Origin of the sequence: Agromyces sp. G08B096 (genome assembly GCF_040267705.1) — a bacterium.
In the GTDB taxonomy this organism is placed as follows: domain Bacteria; phylum Actinomycetota; class Actinomycetes; order Actinomycetales; family Microbacteriaceae; genus Agromyces.
The window spans coordinates 929,022-947,581 of the sequence record NZ_CP158374.1 but is presented as its reverse complement, the minus strand read 5'-3'; the positions used below and the strand labels follow the sequence as shown (position 1 = coordinate 947,581).

Here is an 18,560-nt window from a genome sequence, read left to right as displayed (position 1 = left end):
GTGACGGTCAAGACCGGGTCCTTCCGGGATGGGTCGCACGGGTGCGCGCGGCGGCGCGCGTCGAGTGAACGGAGACGATGGCGGTGGAGGGCGGCGCGTCCGCGACGGACGACGAAGTCCGGCGCCGGAGCGCTCGAGAGGGGCCGGCGGACCGGCGGGGAACGGTGGGCTCGGCGGGCCGCTACCGGGCGTGTTCGGACGCCGGGGCCGCGGGACGCGCAGCACCGAGGACCGCCGTGACGATGACGTCGAAACCGGCTGTCTGCATGATGTCCTCCTGCGTCCTCGAAGCGTCGGGCCGAAGCGGAACACGCGTCGGCCAGCCCTTCAGGATATGGAGGTGCGCGCTCTGGACGCAAGTCCCGTTTCCGGCGTAGTCTGTCCGGATTCGCCGCCCGGCCCCTGCACGCCGGCGGCCGACCCGGACACGAGGAGCTCCCCCGGTGGGAACGGCACGGACGACGTTCGCGCGCGCATGGATGCGCGGCGGCGTCTTCGCGGGCATCGCCGCGACGGTCTTCGTCGCGGCCGGCCTCGGCGGGGGGCTCGCCGATCTCCTGACCGCGGCCCCCGCGACGGGCGTGGCGCAGGGCGTCGGCGCCGCGCGCGGCGAGGCCGGCGCGGTGCGCTGGCAGACCGGGCTCGACCGCGACGCCGAGGCGCAGGCGGATGCCGCGGCCGGCGTGCTCGACCGGATGCTGGTGCCGCGCGGGGCGGTGTGGTCCCGCTCGGTCGCGAGCGAGCCGGTGCCGGCGACGGCCGACGGCGACCCGCTCGCCGCGGACGGCGAGCCGGCCTCGGTCGTGCTGATCGCCGACCCCGAGGCATCCCGACGCGCGAGGCTCGTGGCGGGCGACTGGGCGGACTCGCCCGCGTCGCGCGCGGCCGCCGACGCCGCGGGCAGCAGCGCCGCAGCGGTCCAGGCGACGGCCGCAGCCGAGCTCGGCCTCGAGCCGGGCGACGTCGTCGCGGTGGGCGACGACGGGGCGCGGCTGCTCGTGACGGGCACCTGGGAGCCGGTGGATCCCGGGGATCCGACCTGGTTCGGCGACGCCCTCGTCGCCGCCGGCGTCACCGATGACGCCTTCGGCCCGATGCTGGTCGACGAGGCCGTCCTCGCCGAGCTCCCCGCGGCGGTGCGCGTGCGCTGGACCGCGACGGTCGGCCCGGCTCCGAGCGCGGAGCGCCTCGGCGAGCTCGCGCGGATCATCCCGACGGTCGAGCCCGCACTCCGCGACGAGCCCGAGATCGGCGAGACCGGCCTCACGACCTCCGGACGGCTCGGCGACACCGCAGGCCGGCTCGTCGCCGCAGACACGGCGGTCCGGGCGATCGCCCCCCTCGCCCTCGCGGTCGTCGCGGTCGGCGGGCTCACGGCGATCTGGCGACTGGCCTCGCTCCTCGACGAGGCGCGCCGCCGCGAGACCGTGCTGCTCCGCGCGCGCGGCGCATCCCCCGCCCGCCTGGCCTGGACGACGGCCCTGGAGGTGCTCGTCGTGTCCGCGCCGTCGGCGGCGCTCGGCGTCGTCGTCGCGGAGGCGCTGCTCGGAGCGGCGCGAGGAGGCGAGCCGCGCCAGGCGGCCATCGCGTGGGCCACCGGCGCGGTCGTCGCGGCGGCGGCCATCGCGATCGTCGCCGGCATCGCGTGGGTGGGCGCGCACCGGCCGATCGTCCGCGGCGCAGGCGACGACAGCGGCCGCGCACCGCGTCTGGCCGCCGCGGGCGGCACCCTGCTCGTCGCGGTGCTCGCCGCCGTCGCGCTCTCGCAGTTCCTCCTCCACGGCGGCCCGCTCGTCGGCGGCCGCACCGACCCGTTCGCGGTCCTCGCTCCGGTGCTGGTGCTGGTGGCGTTGAGCCTCATCGCCCTGCTCGGCGCCGGCCCGGCCGGGCGCATCCTCGAGCGGACGGCGGGGCCGCAGCGGGGCCTCACCCCGGCGCTGCCCGTCCGGCAGCTCGCCCGCCGCCCCTCCCTGTACGCCTCGGCCGCGCTGGTCACCATCGTCGCGATCGCAGGACTCACCCTCGCCGCCTCGTTCGCGGGCGCCTGGCAGGGCTTCGACGACCGCGTCGCGGCGTCCCGCGAGGGAGGTCAGGTCCGCGTCGAGCTCGCCGGACGCGGCGGCGCCGCAGCGGCCGACCCGCTCGCGATCGACGACCCCTTCCGCGTCGACGGCGTCACCTCGAGTGCGCCCGCGCTCACCGCGGAGGTCCGGATCGGGTCGGATGCCGCGACGCTCGTGGCGGTGCCCGCATCGGAGCTCGCCACGGTCGCGCCGGGCACCGCGGCGGCGCTCGACCCGCGCGTCGCGTCGCTCGCCGAAGGGCCGGGCGGTCGACCGGTGCCCCGAGGTGCGGAACTCGCCGCACACGTCGACATCGCCGCGCCGGCCGGCACGCCGGGGACGGTCTCCGCACGGGCGTGGCTCCTCGGCCCGCAAGGCGCCGCGACCACGGTGCCGCTCGGCACCATCCCGGTCGGAGCGGGCGCCGACCTCGCCGCGGACCTCCCCGACGTCGACGGCCTGGAACTCATCGGACTCGAACTGCGCCTGACGGGATCACAGGGCCTCGGCGACCCCGTCGCGACCGTGACCGAGGTCACGGCGGCCGGCGAACCGGTCGAGCTCGCCGGCGACGTGTCGCTCTCCGCGAAGGAGCCGAGCGCCAGGCTCGCCGTGCCCGAGACCGAGGGCACCGTCCCGGTGCTGCTCAGCGCGCGCCTCGCCGCCGCCATCGACGCGGGCCGAGGAGATCCGATGACCTTCCGCGTGGTCGCGGGCGGCGTCGAGCTCGACGGCACGGTCGTCGGCGACCTGCCGGCCCTGCCCGGATCGGGCGATCTGCTCGCCGACCTCGGCGCACTGCAGTCGGCCGCCTTCGCCGAGGGCGGCGCCGTGCCCCGCTACGACGAACGCTGGCTGGCCGCCTCCGACCCCGCCGCGGTCGCCTTGGCGCTCGAGCGCGCGCAGCCCGTGCCGCTCACCGCGTCCACCCGCTCGACCGGCTCGGCCGCTGCAGTGGTGGCACCCGCCGCATGGGGGCTCTGGACCGCGGCCGGCGGCGCGCTCGCGTTCGCACTGGTCACCCTCGCCGCACTCGCCTCTGCGCTCGGCGCCGCTCGCCTCTCGGAGGAGGCCGTGCTGCGCGCGGTGGGCGTCCCGGCCCGTCTGCAGGCGCGGGCCCGGTTCGCCGAGCTCGCGTGGCAGCTCACGGCTTCGATCGTCGTCGGCATCGCGGTCGGCCTCGTGACCGCCGTGCTCACGGTGCCCGGCCTCGTCCGCGCCGCCGTGCCGGGTGCGCCCGCCGCGCTCGCGACCGAGGCCGGCCTCGCCGCGGCGCCGTGGGCGCTCGCGATCGCGGCGTTCGCGGCGCTGGCCCTCGCGGTTGCCTGGTTCACGGCGGCCGCGGTCGGCCGGCGGGCGGCCCGCGCGATCGCCCGGGGGGATGACGCATGAGCCGCGCGCATCGCTCGCACGTCGGCGCTGCGGGGCTCCTCGGCCGGGCGTTCACCGCCGGGCCCGGAGCATCCGTCGCCCTCGCCGTGCTCGTCGCCGTCAGCGCCTTCCTCGCCGTGCTCGTGCCGCGCGCCGTCGAGGCGCTGCACACGAGCGCCCTCGTCGACCGGCTGTCGTCCGCGACGGCCTACGAGCTCGACCTCACGGCGGAGTACCGCGAGCGACCCCAGCTCGGTCCGTCGGAGGGGGGCACGACGCTCGACCCGACGGTGGACGCGGTGTGGGGCGGCCAGGAGGAGCGGCTCGTCGGCGTGCGCGACGCGTTGCCGCACCCGCTCCGCGACGCCGTCGGCGACCCCCAGGTCGCGCTCGTCTCAGGCCCGGCGATCGCGCTCCCGACGGGCGCCGCGCCCGGCGGACCCGTCTCCCGCATCCAGCCCGGCGTGGACCCGCGCATGCGGGAGCACCTCCGCCTGCTCGAGGGCGACTGGCCCGCCCCGATCCCCGGGCCGGCGCCGTCGCTCGAGGAGCAGCTGATCGACGTGACCCGGCCCGGCACGGTCACGCGACCTCCGGGGATCGACGAGCCCGTCGAGTTCGTGATGGCCGCGCCGATCGCCGAGCGGATGGCCTGGTCCGTCGGCGAACAGCGCAGCGCAGACCTCGGCGGGCTCGGCACGCTGCCGGTCGTGCTCGTCGGCACCGTCGAGGCGGTCGACACCGGCGACGGGTACTGGTCGCATCTGCCGACGGCCCTGCGCCCCTCCGTCATCGATCGTGGCCTCGCTCCGCCGGAGATCACGGGCATGGGCTTCGTCGACCCGGCCGCGTGGGCGCACCTGCAGACCCAGCCCCTGCCGTCCTCGACGTCGGTCTGGCTCCCCGTCGTCCCCGACGCCATCGCCTCCTCCGACCTCGCGCGGCTCGAAGCCGAGCTCGGCGAGCTCGGCAGCTCCGTCGTCGCCCTCGGCGACGGGCAGTGGTTCGGCACCTACGGCACGGTCGGCACGGTCGGCTTCACGAGTTCGCTGCCCGACCTGATCCGCGAACAGCTCGCCCAGCAGGGCGCCGTCGACGCGGTGCTGGCGACCGTGGCCTCCGGCCCGGTCGGCGTCATGGCAGCCGTGCTCGTGCTCGCCGCCGGCGTCGTGTTCGAGCGTCGCCGTGCAGGCCTCGAGCTCGCGGCGGCGCGCGGTGCGAGCGATGGCCAGCTGCGGGGCGCGCTCGCGGCGGAAGGGCTCGCAGCCGGACTCCCGGCCGCGGTGCTCGGCGGTACCGCGGCCCTGCTCCTCTCCCCCGGCCAGACGACGACCGGCGGCTGGATCGTGGCGGCCGCGTTCGCCCTGACCCCCGCCGTCCTCCTCGTCGCCTCCGCCCCGGCGCTCAGCCCCATGCGACGGTCCCGCGCCGACCTCGGCCGCGCACCCTCGCGATGGCGGTGGGTGTGGGAGGCGCTCGCGCTGATCGTCGCCGTCGTCGCGGTAGGCCTGCTGGCCGCCCGCTCCAGCGCCGCTCGGGACGGCGCCGCCGCCCCAGCTGCTGCAGGCATCGATCCCCTCCTCGCCGCCGTGCCGCTGCTGGTGGCGCTCGCCGGCTGCGTGCTCGTCCTCCGCGCGTACCCGATCCCCCTGGCCGCGATCGTCCGACGCCAGAAGGCCCGCGCCGGGCTGGTGCCCTTCCTCGGCTCCGCCCGAGCGCTCCGCGATCCGTCCGCGGGACTCGTGCCGGTGCTCGCCGTCGTGGTCGGGGTCGCGGTGGCCGTGTTCTCCTCGGTGGTGCTCGGGACGGTCCGCGCGGGCGCCGAGCACGCCGCCTCCGCCCGGGTCGGCGCCGACGCGAGCCTCACATCGCTCTGGCTGACGCTCGACCAGCAGGACGCGATCGCGGCCGTCCCGGGCGTCGCGGCGACCGCCCTCGTCTACTCGACGACACCGACCGATCTCGAGGTCGACGGCCGGCACAGCCCCACCACGCTCATCGTGGTCGACACCGAGCAGGTGCGGGACGTGCAGGCCGATCACGAGACCGCCCTCGATCTGCCCGAGGCGCTCGCGGACGAGGCGGACGACGACGCGCCGGTCCCGCTCCTCGTCTCTGGGGCGGTCGACCGCGAGCTCGCCGACGCCGAGTCGGTGGAGATGGACGGGCACGACGTCGACATCGTCGGCGTCATCGAGGGCCGCACGCCGTTCGCCGAGCGGACGGCCTGGCTCATGATCGATCGCGTCAACGCCGAGCCCTTCACCGACACGCTCGTCCCACGGCAGGTGCTCATCCGGTTCGAGCCGGGCGCCGACCGCGCGGCGGCGTCGGCCGAGATCGAGCGGATCGCCGGCGACGGCGCCGTCGTCCTGACGCCGGAGCAGCTCTCGGGCGCCCTCGCCGCACGCCCCGACACGCAGGGTCTGATCACCGCGCTCGTCGGCGCCATCGTGGTCACGAGCCTGCTGACCGCCCTCGCCCTCGTGCTCGCCCTCATCGTCGGCCGTCCGGCGCGGGCCCGCCTGCTGCCGCTGCTCGCCACCCTCGGGCTCGGCCGCCGCGGCGAACGCGGCCTGGTCGCGTGGGAGCTCGGTCCGATGACGGCCGTCGCGGTGGTGGTGGGCGCCGTGCTCGGCGTCGTGATGCCGCTAGCGGTGCTGCCCGGCATCGACCTGACCGGCTTCACGGGCGGGGACGCGCAGCCGGCGATCACGATCGACGTGCCGCTCGTCGTGGCCGTGCTCGCCGGATCGGTCGTCGTCGCCGCGCTCGCGACGGCGATCGCCGCCGTGCTGGGCGGCCGGGTGAGCGCCGCGCGCGCCCTGCGCAAGGAGGAGGAATGATGACCGTCGTCACCGGGTCCGTCGAACCGCACATCCGCTGCGTCGACCTCGTGCGCATCTTCAGCGCCGACGGCGTCGAGGTGCAGGCGCTGCAAGGGCTGAACCTCCGGGTCGATCCGGGCGAGATGGTCGCCGTCGTCGGCGCGTCCGGATCGGGCAAGTCGACGCTGCTCACGATCCTCTCCGGCCTCGACACCGCCACGGCCGGTTCGGCCCACGTCGCCGGTCACGACCTGCTCGCGATGCGGTCGCGCGAGCGGGTCGCCTACCGTCGGCACACCGTCGGCTTCGTCTGGCAGCAGACGTCGCGGAATCTGCTGCCGTACCTCACCGCCGCCGAGAACATCGGGCTGGCGCTCGCGGTGGCCCGCACCGCCAAGGGACGGCGCCGCGCCGAGCGCGCCGGGGAGCTGCTCGACCTCCTCGGCGTCGCCGATCTCGCCGATCGCCGGCCGGCGGAGCTCTCAGGGGGTCAGCAGCAGCGGGTCGCGATCGCGGTCGCCCTCGCGAACCGCCCGCTCGTGCTCCTCGCCGACGAACCGACGGGTGAGCTCGACGAAGCCACGAGCGTGGAGGTGCTGGAGGCCATGCGCGGCGTGAACGACGCACTCGGCGTGACGACGCTCATCGTCACCCACGACCCCACGGTGTCCGACCACGTCCGCCGCACGGTGCAGATCCGCGACGGCCGCACCTCCACCGAGGTGCTGCGCTCGACCCGCGTCGACGAGCACGGCGACGAGCAGGCGATCGCGGAGGAGTTCGCGGTCCTCGACCGGGTCGGCCGGCTGCAGCTGCCGCACGACTTCGTCGAGAGTCTGCAGCTGCGCGAGCGGGTCCGGCTGGCGCTCGAGCCAGACCACGTCTCGGTGTTCCCGGGCCACGACGGCGCCGGCCACGACGCCGCGGGGCCCGACGCGGCCGGCCCCGCCCGCGCCCGCCCCGACGCCGCCCGCCCCGCAGCCGTCCCGTCGTCCGAGGAGGACCAGCGATGAGCACGCTCCGCGCCGATGCCGTGACCCGCGTCTTCGAGAGCCGCGCGGGCTCGGTGCGCGCCGTCGACGGGGTCTCCCTCGAGGTCTCGCCAGGCGAGCTGCTCGTCGTGACCGGTCCGTCCGGTGCGGGCAAGACGACGCTGCTGAACCTTCTCGCGGGCCTCGACCGCCCGACCGAGGGAACGGTGCACCTCGGCGACCTCGAGCTCTCGGCCATGGGCGAGGACGACCTCGCGAACGTGCGTCGCGACCGCCTCGGCGTCGTGTTCCAGTCGTTCGGCCTCGTGCCGGTCCTCTCGGCCGCCGAGAACGTCGAGGTGCCGTTGCGGCTGCAGCGGATGGCCCCCGCCGAACGCGATCGGCGCGTGGCCGAGGTGCTCGAGCTCGTCGGTCTCGCGGGGCACGCCGAGCAGCGCCCGTACGAGCTGTCCGGCGGTCAGCAGCAGCGGGTGGGCATCGCCCGCGCGCTCGCGGCGCGGCCGCAGGTGCTGCTCGCGGACGAGCCGACCGGGCAGCTCGACAGCGGCACGGCGGCCACGGTGATGGATCTCATCGTCGATCTCGTGCACGCCCACGGCGTCGCCGCGGTCGTCACGACGCACGACCCGGCCCTCGTCGGCCGGGCCGACCGGGTCATCGCCCTGCACGACGGGCGCGCGGCCTGAGCCGAGGCCCGCTCCGCACACGCGCGCTCAGCGCACGCGCACGCGCACGAGCACTCAGCGCACGCGGACCGAGAGGCAGGTGACGCAGCCCTCGAGCTTCTCGAACTCCGAGATGTCGACGGTGACGACGCGGTAGCCGAAGCCGGCGAGCATCGCCGCGGTGCGCGGCGCCGACGCCGACATGAGCAGCGTCTCGTCGGAGAGCTCGACGACGGCGACGCCCTCGGGCTCGGGGACGGGAAGGAACCGCGGGAACAGCGACGGCTCGTCGACGAGGTCGGGGTGACCGATGATCGTCCCGTCGGGCAGCGCCGTGACCGTGCTCTTCAGGTGCAGCGCCTTCGTGACCGGCACGGCCACGACGGTGAACCCGTGCGGCGCGAGCAGCGCTCGCAGCTGCCGGATGCCCTCGGCGTTCGTGCGGCTCGACGCGCCGACGTACACGGTGGAGCCGACCTTCAGCACGTCGCCGCCGTCGAGGGTGCCGGGCTGCTGGATCCGCTCGACCGTGACGCCGGGGATGGTGCGCACGAGGCGCTCGACGCCCTCGATCTCGCCGCGTCGGGACTCGGCGCCGGGGCTCGTGAGCACCGCGAGGTCGCCGAACATGACCACCGCGTCCTCGACGAAGACCGAGTCGGCGAGGTCGGGCGCTGCGTCGACCTCGAGCGTCTCCCAGCCTTCGGCCACGAGCGCCGCGCAGTAGTTGTCCCACTGGTCGTCGGCCTTGGCCTGGTCGACCGGAACCCGGTCGCGGTGGGTCAGCTCGCCCTCGGCGAGGTTCGACGCGGGGATCCGCACAAGCGCGATGCGGCGCGGTGCGCGGGCCGGGACGAAGCCGAGCACGCCGCGCTGCACGCGGGGGGCGAGGAACACCTCGGCGGCCATGACGACGAGGATGAACACGAGGTTGAGGCTGACGAGCGAGCCGAGCACGAAGACGAACAGCTCGGGCGTCGCGCCCCGTCCGCCCGCGAGCACCGTCCACGAGGTGCCGAGGAGGGCGGCGAGCACGCCGGAGGCGAAGCCCGCGGCGAGTGCGAGGAACCAGCGTCGCGTCGCGCCGACCGCGTTGGCGACGGCGAGCAGCGCCCAGGCGATGAGGGCCGTGGCGAGGAAGTGCCCGGCGACCTGTCCGAAGACGTCGGGCGACTGCCCATTGCCGATGAAGAGCGCGAGGGTGGCGGTCGCGAACGCGACGAGGGCGACGGCGGCGGCCGACAGCATCGCCGCGCCCGCGCGGCGGCCGGGGGTGGTCGCGGGACGGAACCGGGCGCGGTCGGGCTGGGAGGATGGCGCGGGGGACGTCATCCGCCCAGCCTATCGGCGGGGCGCGGCGACCGGTCGGCCGCCGCGCCCCGCAGGGAGCTCAGCTCCGCTCGGCGCGAGCCCGGTCGAGCCGGGCGGCAGCCAGCCGCTCCGCGGCGACGAGCGTCGTCTCGCCCGAGGCATCCGCGTCTCGCAGGACCCGCCCGATGACGTCGCCGATGCCCGCGATGCGGGCGTCCAGTTCGGATGCCTCCACCCCTGGCGTCGAGGCGAGGTCGAGGTAGACCACGCCGCCGGCGTTCACGACGAAGTCGGGCGCCCAGACGATGCCGCGGTCGCGGAGCAGCCCGGCGACCTCGCGTGCGGCGAGCTGCGTGTTGGCGGCGCCCACGACGGCGCGGACCCGGAGCTCGCTCACGACCTCGGGGGTGAGCACGCCGCCGAGTCCGCAGGGCGCGAACACGTCGGCCTCCACGCGGTGCGCGTCGGCCGGGTCGACCCACTCGGCGCCGAGCTCGTCGGCGAGCGCGCGCTTGCCGTCCGCGACATCCGTGACGGTGAGCCGCGCACCCTCGGCGGCGAGCCGGCGGGCGAGCCGTCCGCCCACCTGGCCGAGGCCGGCGACGACGACGTGCCGGCCGGCGACGTCGCGGCTGCCGGTCACGTGCTCGAGGGTCGCGACGAGGCCCGCGTGGACGCCGGCGGCGGTCGCGTCCGCGGGTTCGCCGACGCCGCCCTGCTCGGGCGGGAGGCCGCAGACGTGGGCGGTGCGCTCGGCGACGACGGCCATGAGCTCGGCACTTGTGCCGACGTCCTCGGCGGTCATGTACGCGCCGCCGAGCGACTCGACCGCGTCGCCGAGGTCGAGCATGGCGGCGCGGCGCAGGTCGTCGTCGAGCTCGACGCCCGGCGGCACCTGGATCACGGATTTGCCGCCGCCGCGGTTCAGGCCCGCAGCGGCGTTCTTCAGGGTCATTGCCTCGGAGAGGCGGAGGGCGTCGGCGAGCGCGTCGGTCCAGTGGGGGTAGCGCCACAGGCGGGCGCCGCCGAGGGCCTGCCCGAGCACCGTGGAGTGCACGGCGACGACGACGGTGAGACCCGAGCGGGGGCCGCGCGTGATGAGCACGCGCTCGTGGTCGGGCGCCTGGTCGGGCAGCGGGACGACGGTGGGTGCCGACGCGGCGGGCGCCGGGGTGGCGGACGCCGTTGTGGCGGGGCTGGCGGGTGCGTGGGTGATCGACATCGATCGGTACTCCTGATTCTCCGCCTCGTGGGCGGAACGGGGCCGCGGCGCCTCGTGAGCGCCTCACCTCAAGGGTACCGCCGGGTCGGCCGTCGGATCAGGGTGACGATCAGTGGAAGAAGTGGCGCTCTCCGGTGAGGTACATCGTCACGCCGGCGGCCTGCGCCGCAGCGATGACCTCGTCATCGCGGATCGAGCCGCCGGGCTGGACGATCGCGCGCACACCGCTGTCGATGAGGATCTGCGGCCCGTCGGCGAACGGGAAGAACGCGTCGGATGCCGCCACCGCTCCGGCGGCCCGCTCCCCCGCGCGCTCGACGGCGAGGCGGCACGAGTCGACGCGGTTCACCTGACCCATGCCCACCCCGACGGATGCCCCGCCCGAGGCCAGCAGGATCGCGTTCGACTTCACGGCCCGGCACGCGGTCCAGGCGAAAGCGAGGTCGGCGAGGGTCTGCTCGTCGGCGGGGTCGCCGGCCACGAGCGTCCACTCGGCGGGGTCCGCGAAGTGCCGGTCGGCCTCCTGCAGGAGCAGCCCGCCGGAGACCTGCCGGAGCTCCACCGCGGTCGGCGCGAAGCCGTCGGGCAGCACGAGGAGGCGGAGGTTCTTCTTCGCGGTGAGCACCTCGAGCGCCTCGGGTTCGAAGCCCGGGGCCACGAGCACCTCGGTGAAGATGCCCGCGACCGTCTCGGCCATGGTGCGCGTCACGACGCGGTTCGCCGCGATCACGCCGCCGTAGGCCGACACCGGGTCGCACTCGTGCGCGCGCCGGTGGGCGTCGGCGATGGGGTCGTCGGCGCCGGCGGCCGCGACCGCGATGCCGCACGGGTTGGCGTGCTTGATGATGGCGACGGCGGGCTCGGCGAAGTCGAACGCGGCGCGCACGGCCGAGTCGGCGTCGACGTAGTTGTTGTACGACATCTCCTTGCCGTGCAGCTGCGTCGCCTGGGCGATGCCGGGGGCCGGCGCCGACTGCGCGGCGTAGAGCGCCGCGCGCTGATGCGAGTTCTCGCCGTACCGGAGGTCGGCGTCCTTCACCCACGACCCGCCGATCCAGGCGGGGAACGGCGACACGTCGGCGGGCTGGTCGGGGGCGACGGCGCTGCCGATCCATGACGCCACCGCGATGTCGTACGACGCCGTGTGCCGGAACGCCTCGCGCGCGAGCGCGCGGCGCTCGTCCAGCGTCGTGCCGCCGGCGGCGACGGCCGCGGCGATCTCGTCGTACCGGTCGGGCGAGACCACGACGGCGACGTTCGCGTGGTTCTTTGCGGCGGCGCGCACCATCGCGGGCCCGCCGATGTCGATCTGCTCGACCACCGCGTCGCCCTCGGCTCCGGAGGCGACCGTCTCGGCGAACGGGTAGAGGTTCACCACGACGAGCTCGTACGGCTGGATCCGGAGCTCCGCCAGCTGACGCTCGTGATCGGCGAGCCTCAGGTCGGCGAGGAGGCCCGAGTGCACCCCGGGGTGCAGGGTGCGCACGCGCCCGTCGAGGTGCTCGGGATACCCGGTGACGTCGGCCACCTGGGTCACGGGCAGGCCGGCGGCGGCGATCGCCTGGCCGGTGCCGCCCGTCGAGACGATCTCGACGCCCGCCTCGACGAGGGCGGTCGCGAGCTCGACGAGCCCGCGCTTGTCGCTCACCGCGACGAGGGCCCGGCGCACCGGCACCCGGTCGCGGTGGCGGTAGAGGCTCGGGTCGTGGCTGGGGCCGCTCATGATGCGGTGAGCTCCTTCAGGTCGAGGTGCGAGGTGGCGATGTCGCGCACCGCCTGGATGAGCAGGCGGCGTTCGACGGGCTTGATGCGTTCGTGCAGCGTGGCCTCGGTGTCGCCCGGCAGCACAGGCACGCGCTCCTGGGCGATGATGGGCCCGCCGTCGACGGAGGTGTCGACGACGATGAGGCTCGCGCCGGTCTGCGTCACGCCGGCGGCGAGCGCGTCGCGGACGCCGTGCGCCCCGGGGAACTCCGGCAGGTACGCGGGGTGGGTGTTCACGAGGTACGGCGAGAACGCCTCGACGACGGCGTCGGGAACGAGGCGCATGAGGCCGGAGAGCACGACGAGGTCGGGCTCCCACCGGCGGATCTCCTCGATGAGCGCCTCGCCCCAGGCGTCGCGGCTGTCGTAGGCGGTGAACGGCACGGTGAACGCCGGGATGCCGTACTCCTCGCCGAGCGCCAGCCCGTCGGCGTCGCGATCGGCGCCGATCGCGACCACCCGGGCGGGATACTCCGGGTCTTCAGCGGCCTCGAGGAGGGCGCGGAGGTTCGAACCGCCGCCCGAGATCAGCACGACGAGCTTGAGCACCCTCAGAGCCTACCGGCAGGTCACGGCGCGCCGCGGCCGGTGCCCGAGGGGCCCGCGAGGTCGGATGCCTCGAACCGGTCGGTCGCGGACAGGTCGTCGTCCTCGGGCCAGTCGGCCGCGTCGACGCGCGATGCGCCGAGCGGATGCCGCGGGACGGCGCGAGCGGTGAACGCGCCCGCGACCGAGCCGAGGAACACCGTGAGCGCGGCGATGCCCGCGACGGGGAGCGGGTCGGGGCCGACGACCGAGAGCCGGCCCGGCCCGACGGCGCCGCCCGACCACCAGGCGAGGAGGCCCAGCACGAGCCCCGCGACGACGCCGGCCGCCGCCGAGACGGCGACGGGCATCCACCACGACCGCACCCGCATCCCGGGCGTCCGTACGAGCCAGGGCCAGGCGAACGTGGCCCCCGCGAAGCCGAGGACGAGCGGCACGATGAGCCAGACGATGCCGAGAGACGCGCCTTCGGGCGGCAGGATACCGGCGAGCGGCACCCCGGGCACCGGGCCGAGCAGGGTCCCGGTCGGCGAGACCGTGGTCCCCTCGCCGAGTGCGAAGCCGGGTCCGAGCAGCCAGGATGCCGCCCACACGACGACGTTCGGCAGCAGTGCGAGCTCCGCCACCGTGATGGCGAGCCCGCCGTCGGCGCCCGCGCCGAGCGCCTGCGAGAGCCCCACGACGGTGGCGTAGTCGGCGATGAGGAGCACCACGACGAGCCCGGCCGCGACGGCGAGGATGCCGAACGCCGCCCCGGCGCCGATGCGGACCGCGGCGAGGGACGCGGCCAGCGGAAGCTCGGGCAGCTCGCGCCACCTGGCGAGCAGCGCCCCTGGCGAGGCATCCGGTCGCTCGGCGGCCTCGGCGCGCAGCGTCTCGTACGACGCGCCGACGGCCGCCCCGAGACCGGCGACGAACGCCGGGAGGACGACGGCCTGCCACGTGGACGGCTGCGCCGCCGGGTGGCCGGCGAGCGCGGCCAGCACGCCGCCCACGGCGCCGGTCACGACGACGGCGGCGAGCGCGCCGACGAACGGATGGCCGGCCGTGGCCGCGCGGCGACCGATTCGACGGGCGAAGAGCACGGTGACGAGCGCGAAGCCGAGCAGCGCGATGGTGAGGGCGAACGGGTCGCCGGCGCCGGGCAGCGCGAGACGGCCGGCGGTCACCGGGTCGAGCTGGGCGGTGAGGTCGACGCCGTGCCCGAGGAGCCAGACGTCGGCGGCCGCGCGGAGGAAGACGGGCAGGTCGACGGCGAGCCCGAAGTGCACCGACCAGAGCAGCAGGAGCGGCAGCAGCGCGATGCCGAGCCCGATGAGCGCCGCGACGACCGCCTCGAGCGCGGCGAGCAGGGCACAGGTCAGGCGAGTCATTGCACCCGCGAGCCTATCGGCCGCGAGCGCGGCCGACGGCGCGACGTGCGGCGCGGCACTGCACGGCGCGCTCAGGTCGCGCGGCCGGTCCCTCCCACGACGGATGCCTCGGCCGGCAGGTCATCGCCCGAACGGTCGGCCGACGGCACATCGGCGACCGGCATGTCGGCGACCGGCATGTCGGTGGCCGGCCGGCGCAGCAGTTCCACCAGCAGCAGCACGAGCAGCGCGACGAGCACCGTCGTGACCACGGTGCCGGTGGTCAGCGGGCGCGAGACGAGCACGACGAGCGCGGCGACCACGGCGATGACGACGTAGAGGGCCGTCCGCCACTGATCCAGCCATCGACCGAAGGCGCCCGTCGTCACCCCGTACCGTTCGCCCGCCCCGCGCACCGCGCCGAACGCCGCGGTCGAGAACCGGCGCAGTGACCGCGCCGGACGGCTCGGGCCCGCGCACCAGGCGATGACCGCGGTGAGCAGGCCGAGCACGAGCGCGGCCACGATCGTGGAGCGCAGCGTGGCGATGACGTGCTCGTACAGCGCGTCGGCGGCGGCCGACGGCATGATCGACGGGCTCACGGTGCCGACGAAGAACAGGCGGCCGATGCCGACGCCTGCGGCGAACAGGGCCGCGGTGAGGGCGAAGCCGGCGGCCGTCCATACGACGGCGTTCGCCCGACGCCTGGCGACGAGCACTCCCGCGACGAGCATCGCGAGCACGACCCAGGGCAGCCACGTGCCGACCGCCACGGCGAGCGCATAGACGGTCTGCACGAGCGTGAACGCGTCGGACTCGGCGATGACGATGCTGCGATCGATCGGCGGGATCGCCTCGGCGAAGCCGATGCCACGGTCGATCAGCCGCTGTTTGACGGCGTCGATGACGGGTCCGAGCTGAATGCTGAGCTCGCCGGTCGCACCGATCTCGAGCGCCGCGTCGGGATCGCCCTGGATGGCGGCGATCGCCTGCTGGTGCGAGACGCGCAGCGCACCGGCCCAGAGGTCGGCGAACTCCTCGGACGTGACGATGCGGTCGACGATCTGGCTCACCAGCGCCTGCAGGCCCTGCGCCGCCGGCCCCTCGAGCAACGCGAGCGCCTGCTCGGCCCTGGGCGGCAGGCCGAGCGAGCGGACACCGTCGAACACGTCGGAGGTGAGTCCCTCGAGGTCGACCTGTTCGTCGATGGCCGTCGTCACGGTGTCGGCGACGTAGGCCTGCACCGCCGGGTCCTCGGCGAGCGGGGCGAAGGTCGCGACGAACCGATCGGTGTCGACGAGCTCGAGCCGCGCCCATGCGCTGATCGCCGCGACCGGCATCAGCACGAGGGCCAGCACCACGAGCACCGCCGAGAGCACGGAGCGCCATCGGCCGGAGCGCCGGCGCCCGCCCCCGGCATCCACGACGACCGCCGTGGTCGCTCCTTCGGCAGGCGGGCCGGTCGCCTCCGTCGCAGCCGCCCGGAGCGCCGCGTTCTCCTCCTCGAGCCGCGCCAGGCGCGCCTCCAGTTCCTCGACCGTGAGCTTCGCCATGATCCCCCCTGGCACGACCCTAGTGCCGGAAACCGGCTCAGTGCACGAACGCCTTCAACACGATCATGACGAGGCCGAACGCGGCGGTCGCGAGCGCGCCGAGCAGTCGGATCGGCCAGGCCGCCCCGCGTCGCTGGAACGCGATCCAGCCGAGCACGGCGAGCACGGCGACGCCCGACCACAGTGCGATCCAGATCGCCGCGGCATCGTCGATCGCGCGCGTCGCCCCCGCGAGGAGGATCAGCGACGGGATCGCCGCCGACGCCAGCAGCCCCACCGAACGGCGAAGCGCCGCCCGGAACGACTCGCCGATGCCGATCACCCGGTCGTGGTCGAGGCCGTGATGGGCGACGGTGCCGGCGTAGACGTGCGCGGCCCAGAAGACGACCACGGTCACCGCGACCGTCCAGAACACGCTCCAAGAACTGGCCGCGTGTGCGCCCGCGACGACGATCATGCCGGCCACGAGGATGACGCCGTACACCGACTCCTCGGTCGCGAAGCTCGCGCGGACGACGCGCGCCGCGACATCCGCCGCAGCCCCGCTCGGCATCGACTGCTCGTCGGTGGCATCCCGCTCGCCGGTCACCACCCCAGCGTACGACCGACCGGCGCCGGATGCCCCCGCACACGACGACGGCCCCGCGGGCGAACCCGTGGGGCCGTCGTCGTGAGCCGGAGTTACTCGCCGAGCGCGGCGTAGACCTCGCGGAGGAGGTTGGCGGTCTCGGACGGCGTCTTGCCGACCTTCACGCCGGCGGCCTCGAGGGCCTCCTTCTTCGCCTGCGCCGTACCCGCCGAGCCCGACACGATGGCGCCGGCGTGGCCCATGGTCTTGCCCTCGGGGGCGGTGAAGCCCGCGACGTAGCCGACGACCGGCTTCGTGACGTTGGCCTTGATGAAGTCGGCCGCGCGCTCCTCGGCGTCGCCGCCGATCTCGCCGATCATGACGATCGCCTTCGTCTCGGGGTCGGCCTCGAACGCGGCGAGCGCGTCGATGTGCGTGGTGCCGATGATCGGGTCGCCGCCGATGCCGATCGCGGTCGAGAAGCCGAGATCGCGCAGCTCGTACATCATCTGGTAGGTCAGCGTGCCCGATTTCGACACGAGGCCGATCGGGCCCTTGCCGGTGATGTTCGCGGGCGTGATGCCGACGAGCGACTCGCCGGGGCTGATGATGCCCGGGCAGTTCGGCCCGATGATGCGCGTCTTCTCGCCCTTCTCCTTGGCGTACGCCCAGAACTCGGCGGAGTCCTGCACGGGCACGCCCTCGGTGATGATGACGAGGAGCGGGATCTCGGCGTCGATGGCCTCGATCACGGCGTCCTTCGTGAACGCCGGCGGCACGAACGCGATGGAGACGTCGGCGCCGGTCTCGGCGATCGCCTCGGCGACGCTCGCGAACACGGGCAGTTCGACGTCGGCGCCCTGTGCGTCCTTGTGCAGCACCGTGGTGCCGGCCTTGCGGGCGTTCACGCCGCCCACGACCTGCGTGCCCGCCGCGAGCATGCGCGCGGTGTGCTTCGAGCCCTCGCCGCCGGTGATGCCCTGGACGATGACCTTGGAGTCCTTGTTGAGGAAGATCGTCATTTCTCTCTACGTCCCTTACGCGTTCGCCAGCTCGGCGGCCTTGTCGGCGCCCTGGTCCATGTTCTCGGCGAGGGTGACGAGCGGGTGCGCCGCCTCCTCGAGGATGCGCCGGCCCTCGACGACGTTGTTGCCGTCGAGGCGCACGACGAGCGGCTTGTTCGCCGTCGAGCCGAGCTCGGCGAGCGCGCCGACGATGCCCTTCGCGACCTGGTCGCAGGCGGTGATGCCGCCGAAGACGTTGACGAACACGGCCTTCACCTGCGGGTCGCCGAGGATGATCGACAGGCCGTTGGCCATGACCTCGGCCGATGCGCCGCCGCCGATGTCGAGGAAGTTCGCCGGCTTCACGCCGCCGTGGTTCTCACCGGCGTAGGCGACCACGTCGAGCGTGGACATGACGAGGCCCGCGCCGTTGCCGATGATGCCGACCTCGCCGTCGAGCTTGACGTAGTTGAGGTCGAGCTCCTTGGCCTTCGCCTCGAGCGGGTCGGTCGCGGCCTTGTCTTCGAGGAGGGCGTGGCCGGCGTGCCGGAACTCGGCGTTGTCGTCGAGCGTGACCTTGCCGTCGAGGGCGATGATCTTGCCGTCCTCGTCGAGGATGAGCGGGTTGACCTCGACGAGCGTCGCGTCCTCCTTGGCGTACACCTCGTAGAGCTTCACGAAGACCTCGGCGACCTGGTCGACGAGCTCGGCCGGGAACTTCGCGGCGGCCGCGATCTCCTTGGCCTTCTCGAGCGTGATGCCGGCGATCGGGTCGACCTCGACCCGGGCGAGCGCCTCGGGCTTCTCGACGGCGAGCTGCTCGATCTCCATGCCGCCCTCGACGCTCGTGAGCGAGAGGTAGGACCGGTTGGCCCGGTCGAGCAGCACGGAGAAGTAGAACTCCTGCGCGATGCGCGCGCCGCCCGCGATCATGACGCGCTTGACGACGTGGCCCTTGATGTCGAGGCCGAGGATGGCACGGGCCGCGGCCTCCGCCTCGTCGGGGGTCTTCGCGACCTTGACGCCGCCGGCCTTGCCGCGGCCGCCCGTCTTCACCTGGGCCTTGACCACGACGACGCCGCCAAGCTTCTCGGCCGCCGCGCGGGCCTCTTCGGGGGTGTCGGCCACGATGCCCGGGAGCACCGGCACGCCGTACTGTTCGAAGAGGTCTCGGGCCTGGTACTCGTAAAGATCCACGCTCTGCTTCCAATCGGTCCGCGCGGGTCTCGCGCAGGGATGGTGGGGTGAGGACCCGGCCTCGAACTCTCTCGATGTCGAGATATCGGCACGGGCCGTCTGCCATGGTACTCCGATCGGATGA

Annotated in this window: 13 protein-coding genes; 4 read left to right on the top strand and 9 right to left on the bottom strand. The window is 74.8% G+C overall.

The genetic code is table 11. From position 1 onward, the window contains the following. Positions 1 to 443: 443 nt before the first annotated feature. From ABIQ69_RS04695 to ABIQ69_RS04680, 4 genes are read left to right on the top strand one after another with little or no spacing between them, the layout of a single operon-like run. Positions 444 to 3,455, top strand: coding sequence for an FtsX-like permease family protein (locus ABIQ69_RS04695; protein WP_350349228.1), 3,012 nt, complete (start codon positions 444 to 446; stop codon positions 3,453 to 3,455). Further along, positions 3,452 to 6,280 carry a hypothetical protein gene (locus ABIQ69_RS04690; protein ID WP_350349227.1) on the top strand — a complete coding sequence of 943 codons (2,829 nt, stop codon included), beginning with the start codon at positions 3,452 to 3,454 and terminating at the stop codon, positions 6,278 to 6,280. Before ABIQ69_RS04695 ends, ABIQ69_RS04690 begins: the two co-directional genes overlap by 4 nt. Continuing rightward, the gene (locus tag ABIQ69_RS04685) at positions 6,280 to 7,275 is read left to right on the top strand and encodes an ABC transporter ATP-binding protein (RefSeq protein WP_350349226.1); all 996 of its coding nucleotides are present in this window, start codon (positions 6,280 to 6,282) and stop codon (positions 7,273 to 7,275) included. The genes ABIQ69_RS04690 and ABIQ69_RS04685 overlap by 1 nt, the downstream gene beginning before the upstream one ends. Beyond that, a complete protein-coding gene (locus ABIQ69_RS04680) occupies positions 7,272 to 7,940 on the top strand; it encodes an ABC transporter ATP-binding protein (protein ID WP_350349225.1) in 669 nt (222 codons plus the stop codon). The genes ABIQ69_RS04685 and ABIQ69_RS04680 overlap by 4 nt, the downstream gene beginning before the upstream one ends. A 54-nt stretch (positions 7,941 to 7,994) precedes the next feature. On the opposite strand, the gene ddaH is transcribed toward ABIQ69_RS04680, so the two are convergent. From ddaH to sucC, 9 genes are all read right to left on the bottom strand, one after another. Further along, the gene (gene ddaH / locus ABIQ69_RS04675; protein WP_350349224.1) at positions 7,995 to 9,251 is read right to left on the bottom strand and encodes a dimethylargininase; all 1,257 of its coding nucleotides are present in this window, start codon (positions 9,249 to 9,251) and stop codon (positions 7,995 to 7,997) included. 58 nt (positions 9,252 to 9,309) lie between these two features. Further along, entirely contained in the window at positions 9,310 to 10,452 is a 1,143-nt protein-coding gene (locus tag ABIQ69_RS04670; protein ID WP_350349223.1) for a Glu/Leu/Phe/Val dehydrogenase dimerization domain-containing protein, read from the bottom strand. A gap of 109 nt (positions 10,453 to 10,561) precedes the next feature. Then, positions 10,562 to 12,175, bottom strand: a complete 1,614-nt coding sequence (gene purH, locus ABIQ69_RS04665) for a bifunctional phosphoribosylaminoimidazolecarboxamide formyltransferase/IMP cyclohydrolase (RefSeq protein ID WP_350349222.1) — start codon at positions 12,173 to 12,175, stop codon at positions 10,562 to 10,564. Next, positions 12,172 to 12,765, bottom strand: a complete 594-nt coding sequence (gene purN, locus ABIQ69_RS04660) for a phosphoribosylglycinamide formyltransferase (RefSeq protein ID WP_350349221.1) — start codon at positions 12,763 to 12,765, stop codon at positions 12,172 to 12,174. Before purN ends, purH begins: the two co-directional genes overlap by 4 nt. A 20-nt stretch (positions 12,766 to 12,785) precedes the next feature. Continuing rightward, positions 12,786 to 14,135, bottom strand: coding sequence for a DUF6350 family protein (locus ABIQ69_RS04655; RefSeq protein ID WP_350349220.1), 1,350 nt, complete (start codon positions 14,133 to 14,135; stop codon positions 12,786 to 12,788). Between the two features lie 71 nt (positions 14,136 to 14,206). Then, the gene (locus ABIQ69_RS04650; protein WP_350349219.1) at positions 14,207 to 15,667 is read right to left on the bottom strand and encodes a hypothetical protein; all 1,461 of its coding nucleotides are present in this window, start codon (positions 15,665 to 15,667) and stop codon (positions 14,207 to 14,209) included. A 37-nt stretch (positions 15,668 to 15,704) separates the two neighbouring features. Next, positions 15,705 to 16,256, bottom strand: coding sequence for a hypothetical protein (locus tag ABIQ69_RS04645; RefSeq protein ID WP_350349218.1), 552 nt, complete (start codon positions 16,254 to 16,256; stop codon positions 15,705 to 15,707). A 92-nt stretch (positions 16,257 to 16,348) separates the two neighbouring features. Further along, entirely contained in the window at positions 16,349 to 17,257 is a 909-nt protein-coding gene (sucD, locus tag ABIQ69_RS04640; protein ID WP_350349217.1) for a succinate--CoA ligase subunit alpha, read from the bottom strand. 15 nt (positions 17,258 to 17,272) lie between these two features. After that, positions 17,273 to 18,436, bottom strand: a complete 1,164-nt coding sequence (gene sucC, locus ABIQ69_RS04635; RefSeq protein WP_350349216.1) for an ADP-forming succinate--CoA ligase subunit beta — start codon at positions 18,434 to 18,436, stop codon at positions 17,273 to 17,275. Between the last annotated feature and the right edge of the window lie 124 nt (positions 18,437 to 18,560).

Bases quoted from the DNA above. Each gene is read 5' to 3' on its own strand.
- ABIQ69_RS04685 (WP_350349226.1), top strand. From the start codon at position 6,280: ATGACCGTCGTCACCGGGTCCGTCGAACCGCACATCCGCTGCGTCGAC.
- ddaH (WP_350349224.1), bottom strand. From the start codon at position 9,251: ATGACGTCCCCCGCGCCATCCTCCCAGCCCGACCGCGCCCGGTTCCGT.
- ABIQ69_RS04655 (WP_350349220.1), bottom strand. From the start codon at position 14,135: ATGACTCGCCTGACCTGTGCCCTGCTCGCCGCGCTCGAGGCGGTCGTC.
- sucD (WP_350349217.1), bottom strand. From the start codon at position 17,257: ATGACGATCTTCCTCAACAAGGACTCCAAGGTCATCGTCCAGGGCATC.
- ABIQ69_RS04650 (WP_350349219.1), bottom strand. From the start codon at position 15,667: ATGGCGAAGCTCACGGTCGAGGAACTGGAGGCGCGCCTGGCGCGGCTC.
- ABIQ69_RS04680 (WP_350349225.1), top strand. From the start codon at position 7,272: ATGAGCACGCTCCGCGCCGATGCCGTGACCCGCGTCTTCGAGAGCCGC.
- purH (WP_350349222.1), bottom strand. From the start codon at position 12,175: ATGAGCGGCCCCAGCCACGACCCGAGCCTCTACCGCCACCGCGACCGG.
- ABIQ69_RS04670 (WP_350349223.1), bottom strand. From the start codon at position 10,452: ATGTCGATCACCCACGCACCCGCCAGCCCCGCCACAACGGCGTCCGCC.
- ABIQ69_RS04690 (WP_350349227.1), top strand. From the start codon at position 3,452: ATGAGCCGCGCGCATCGCTCGCACGTCGGCGCTGCGGGGCTCCTCGGC.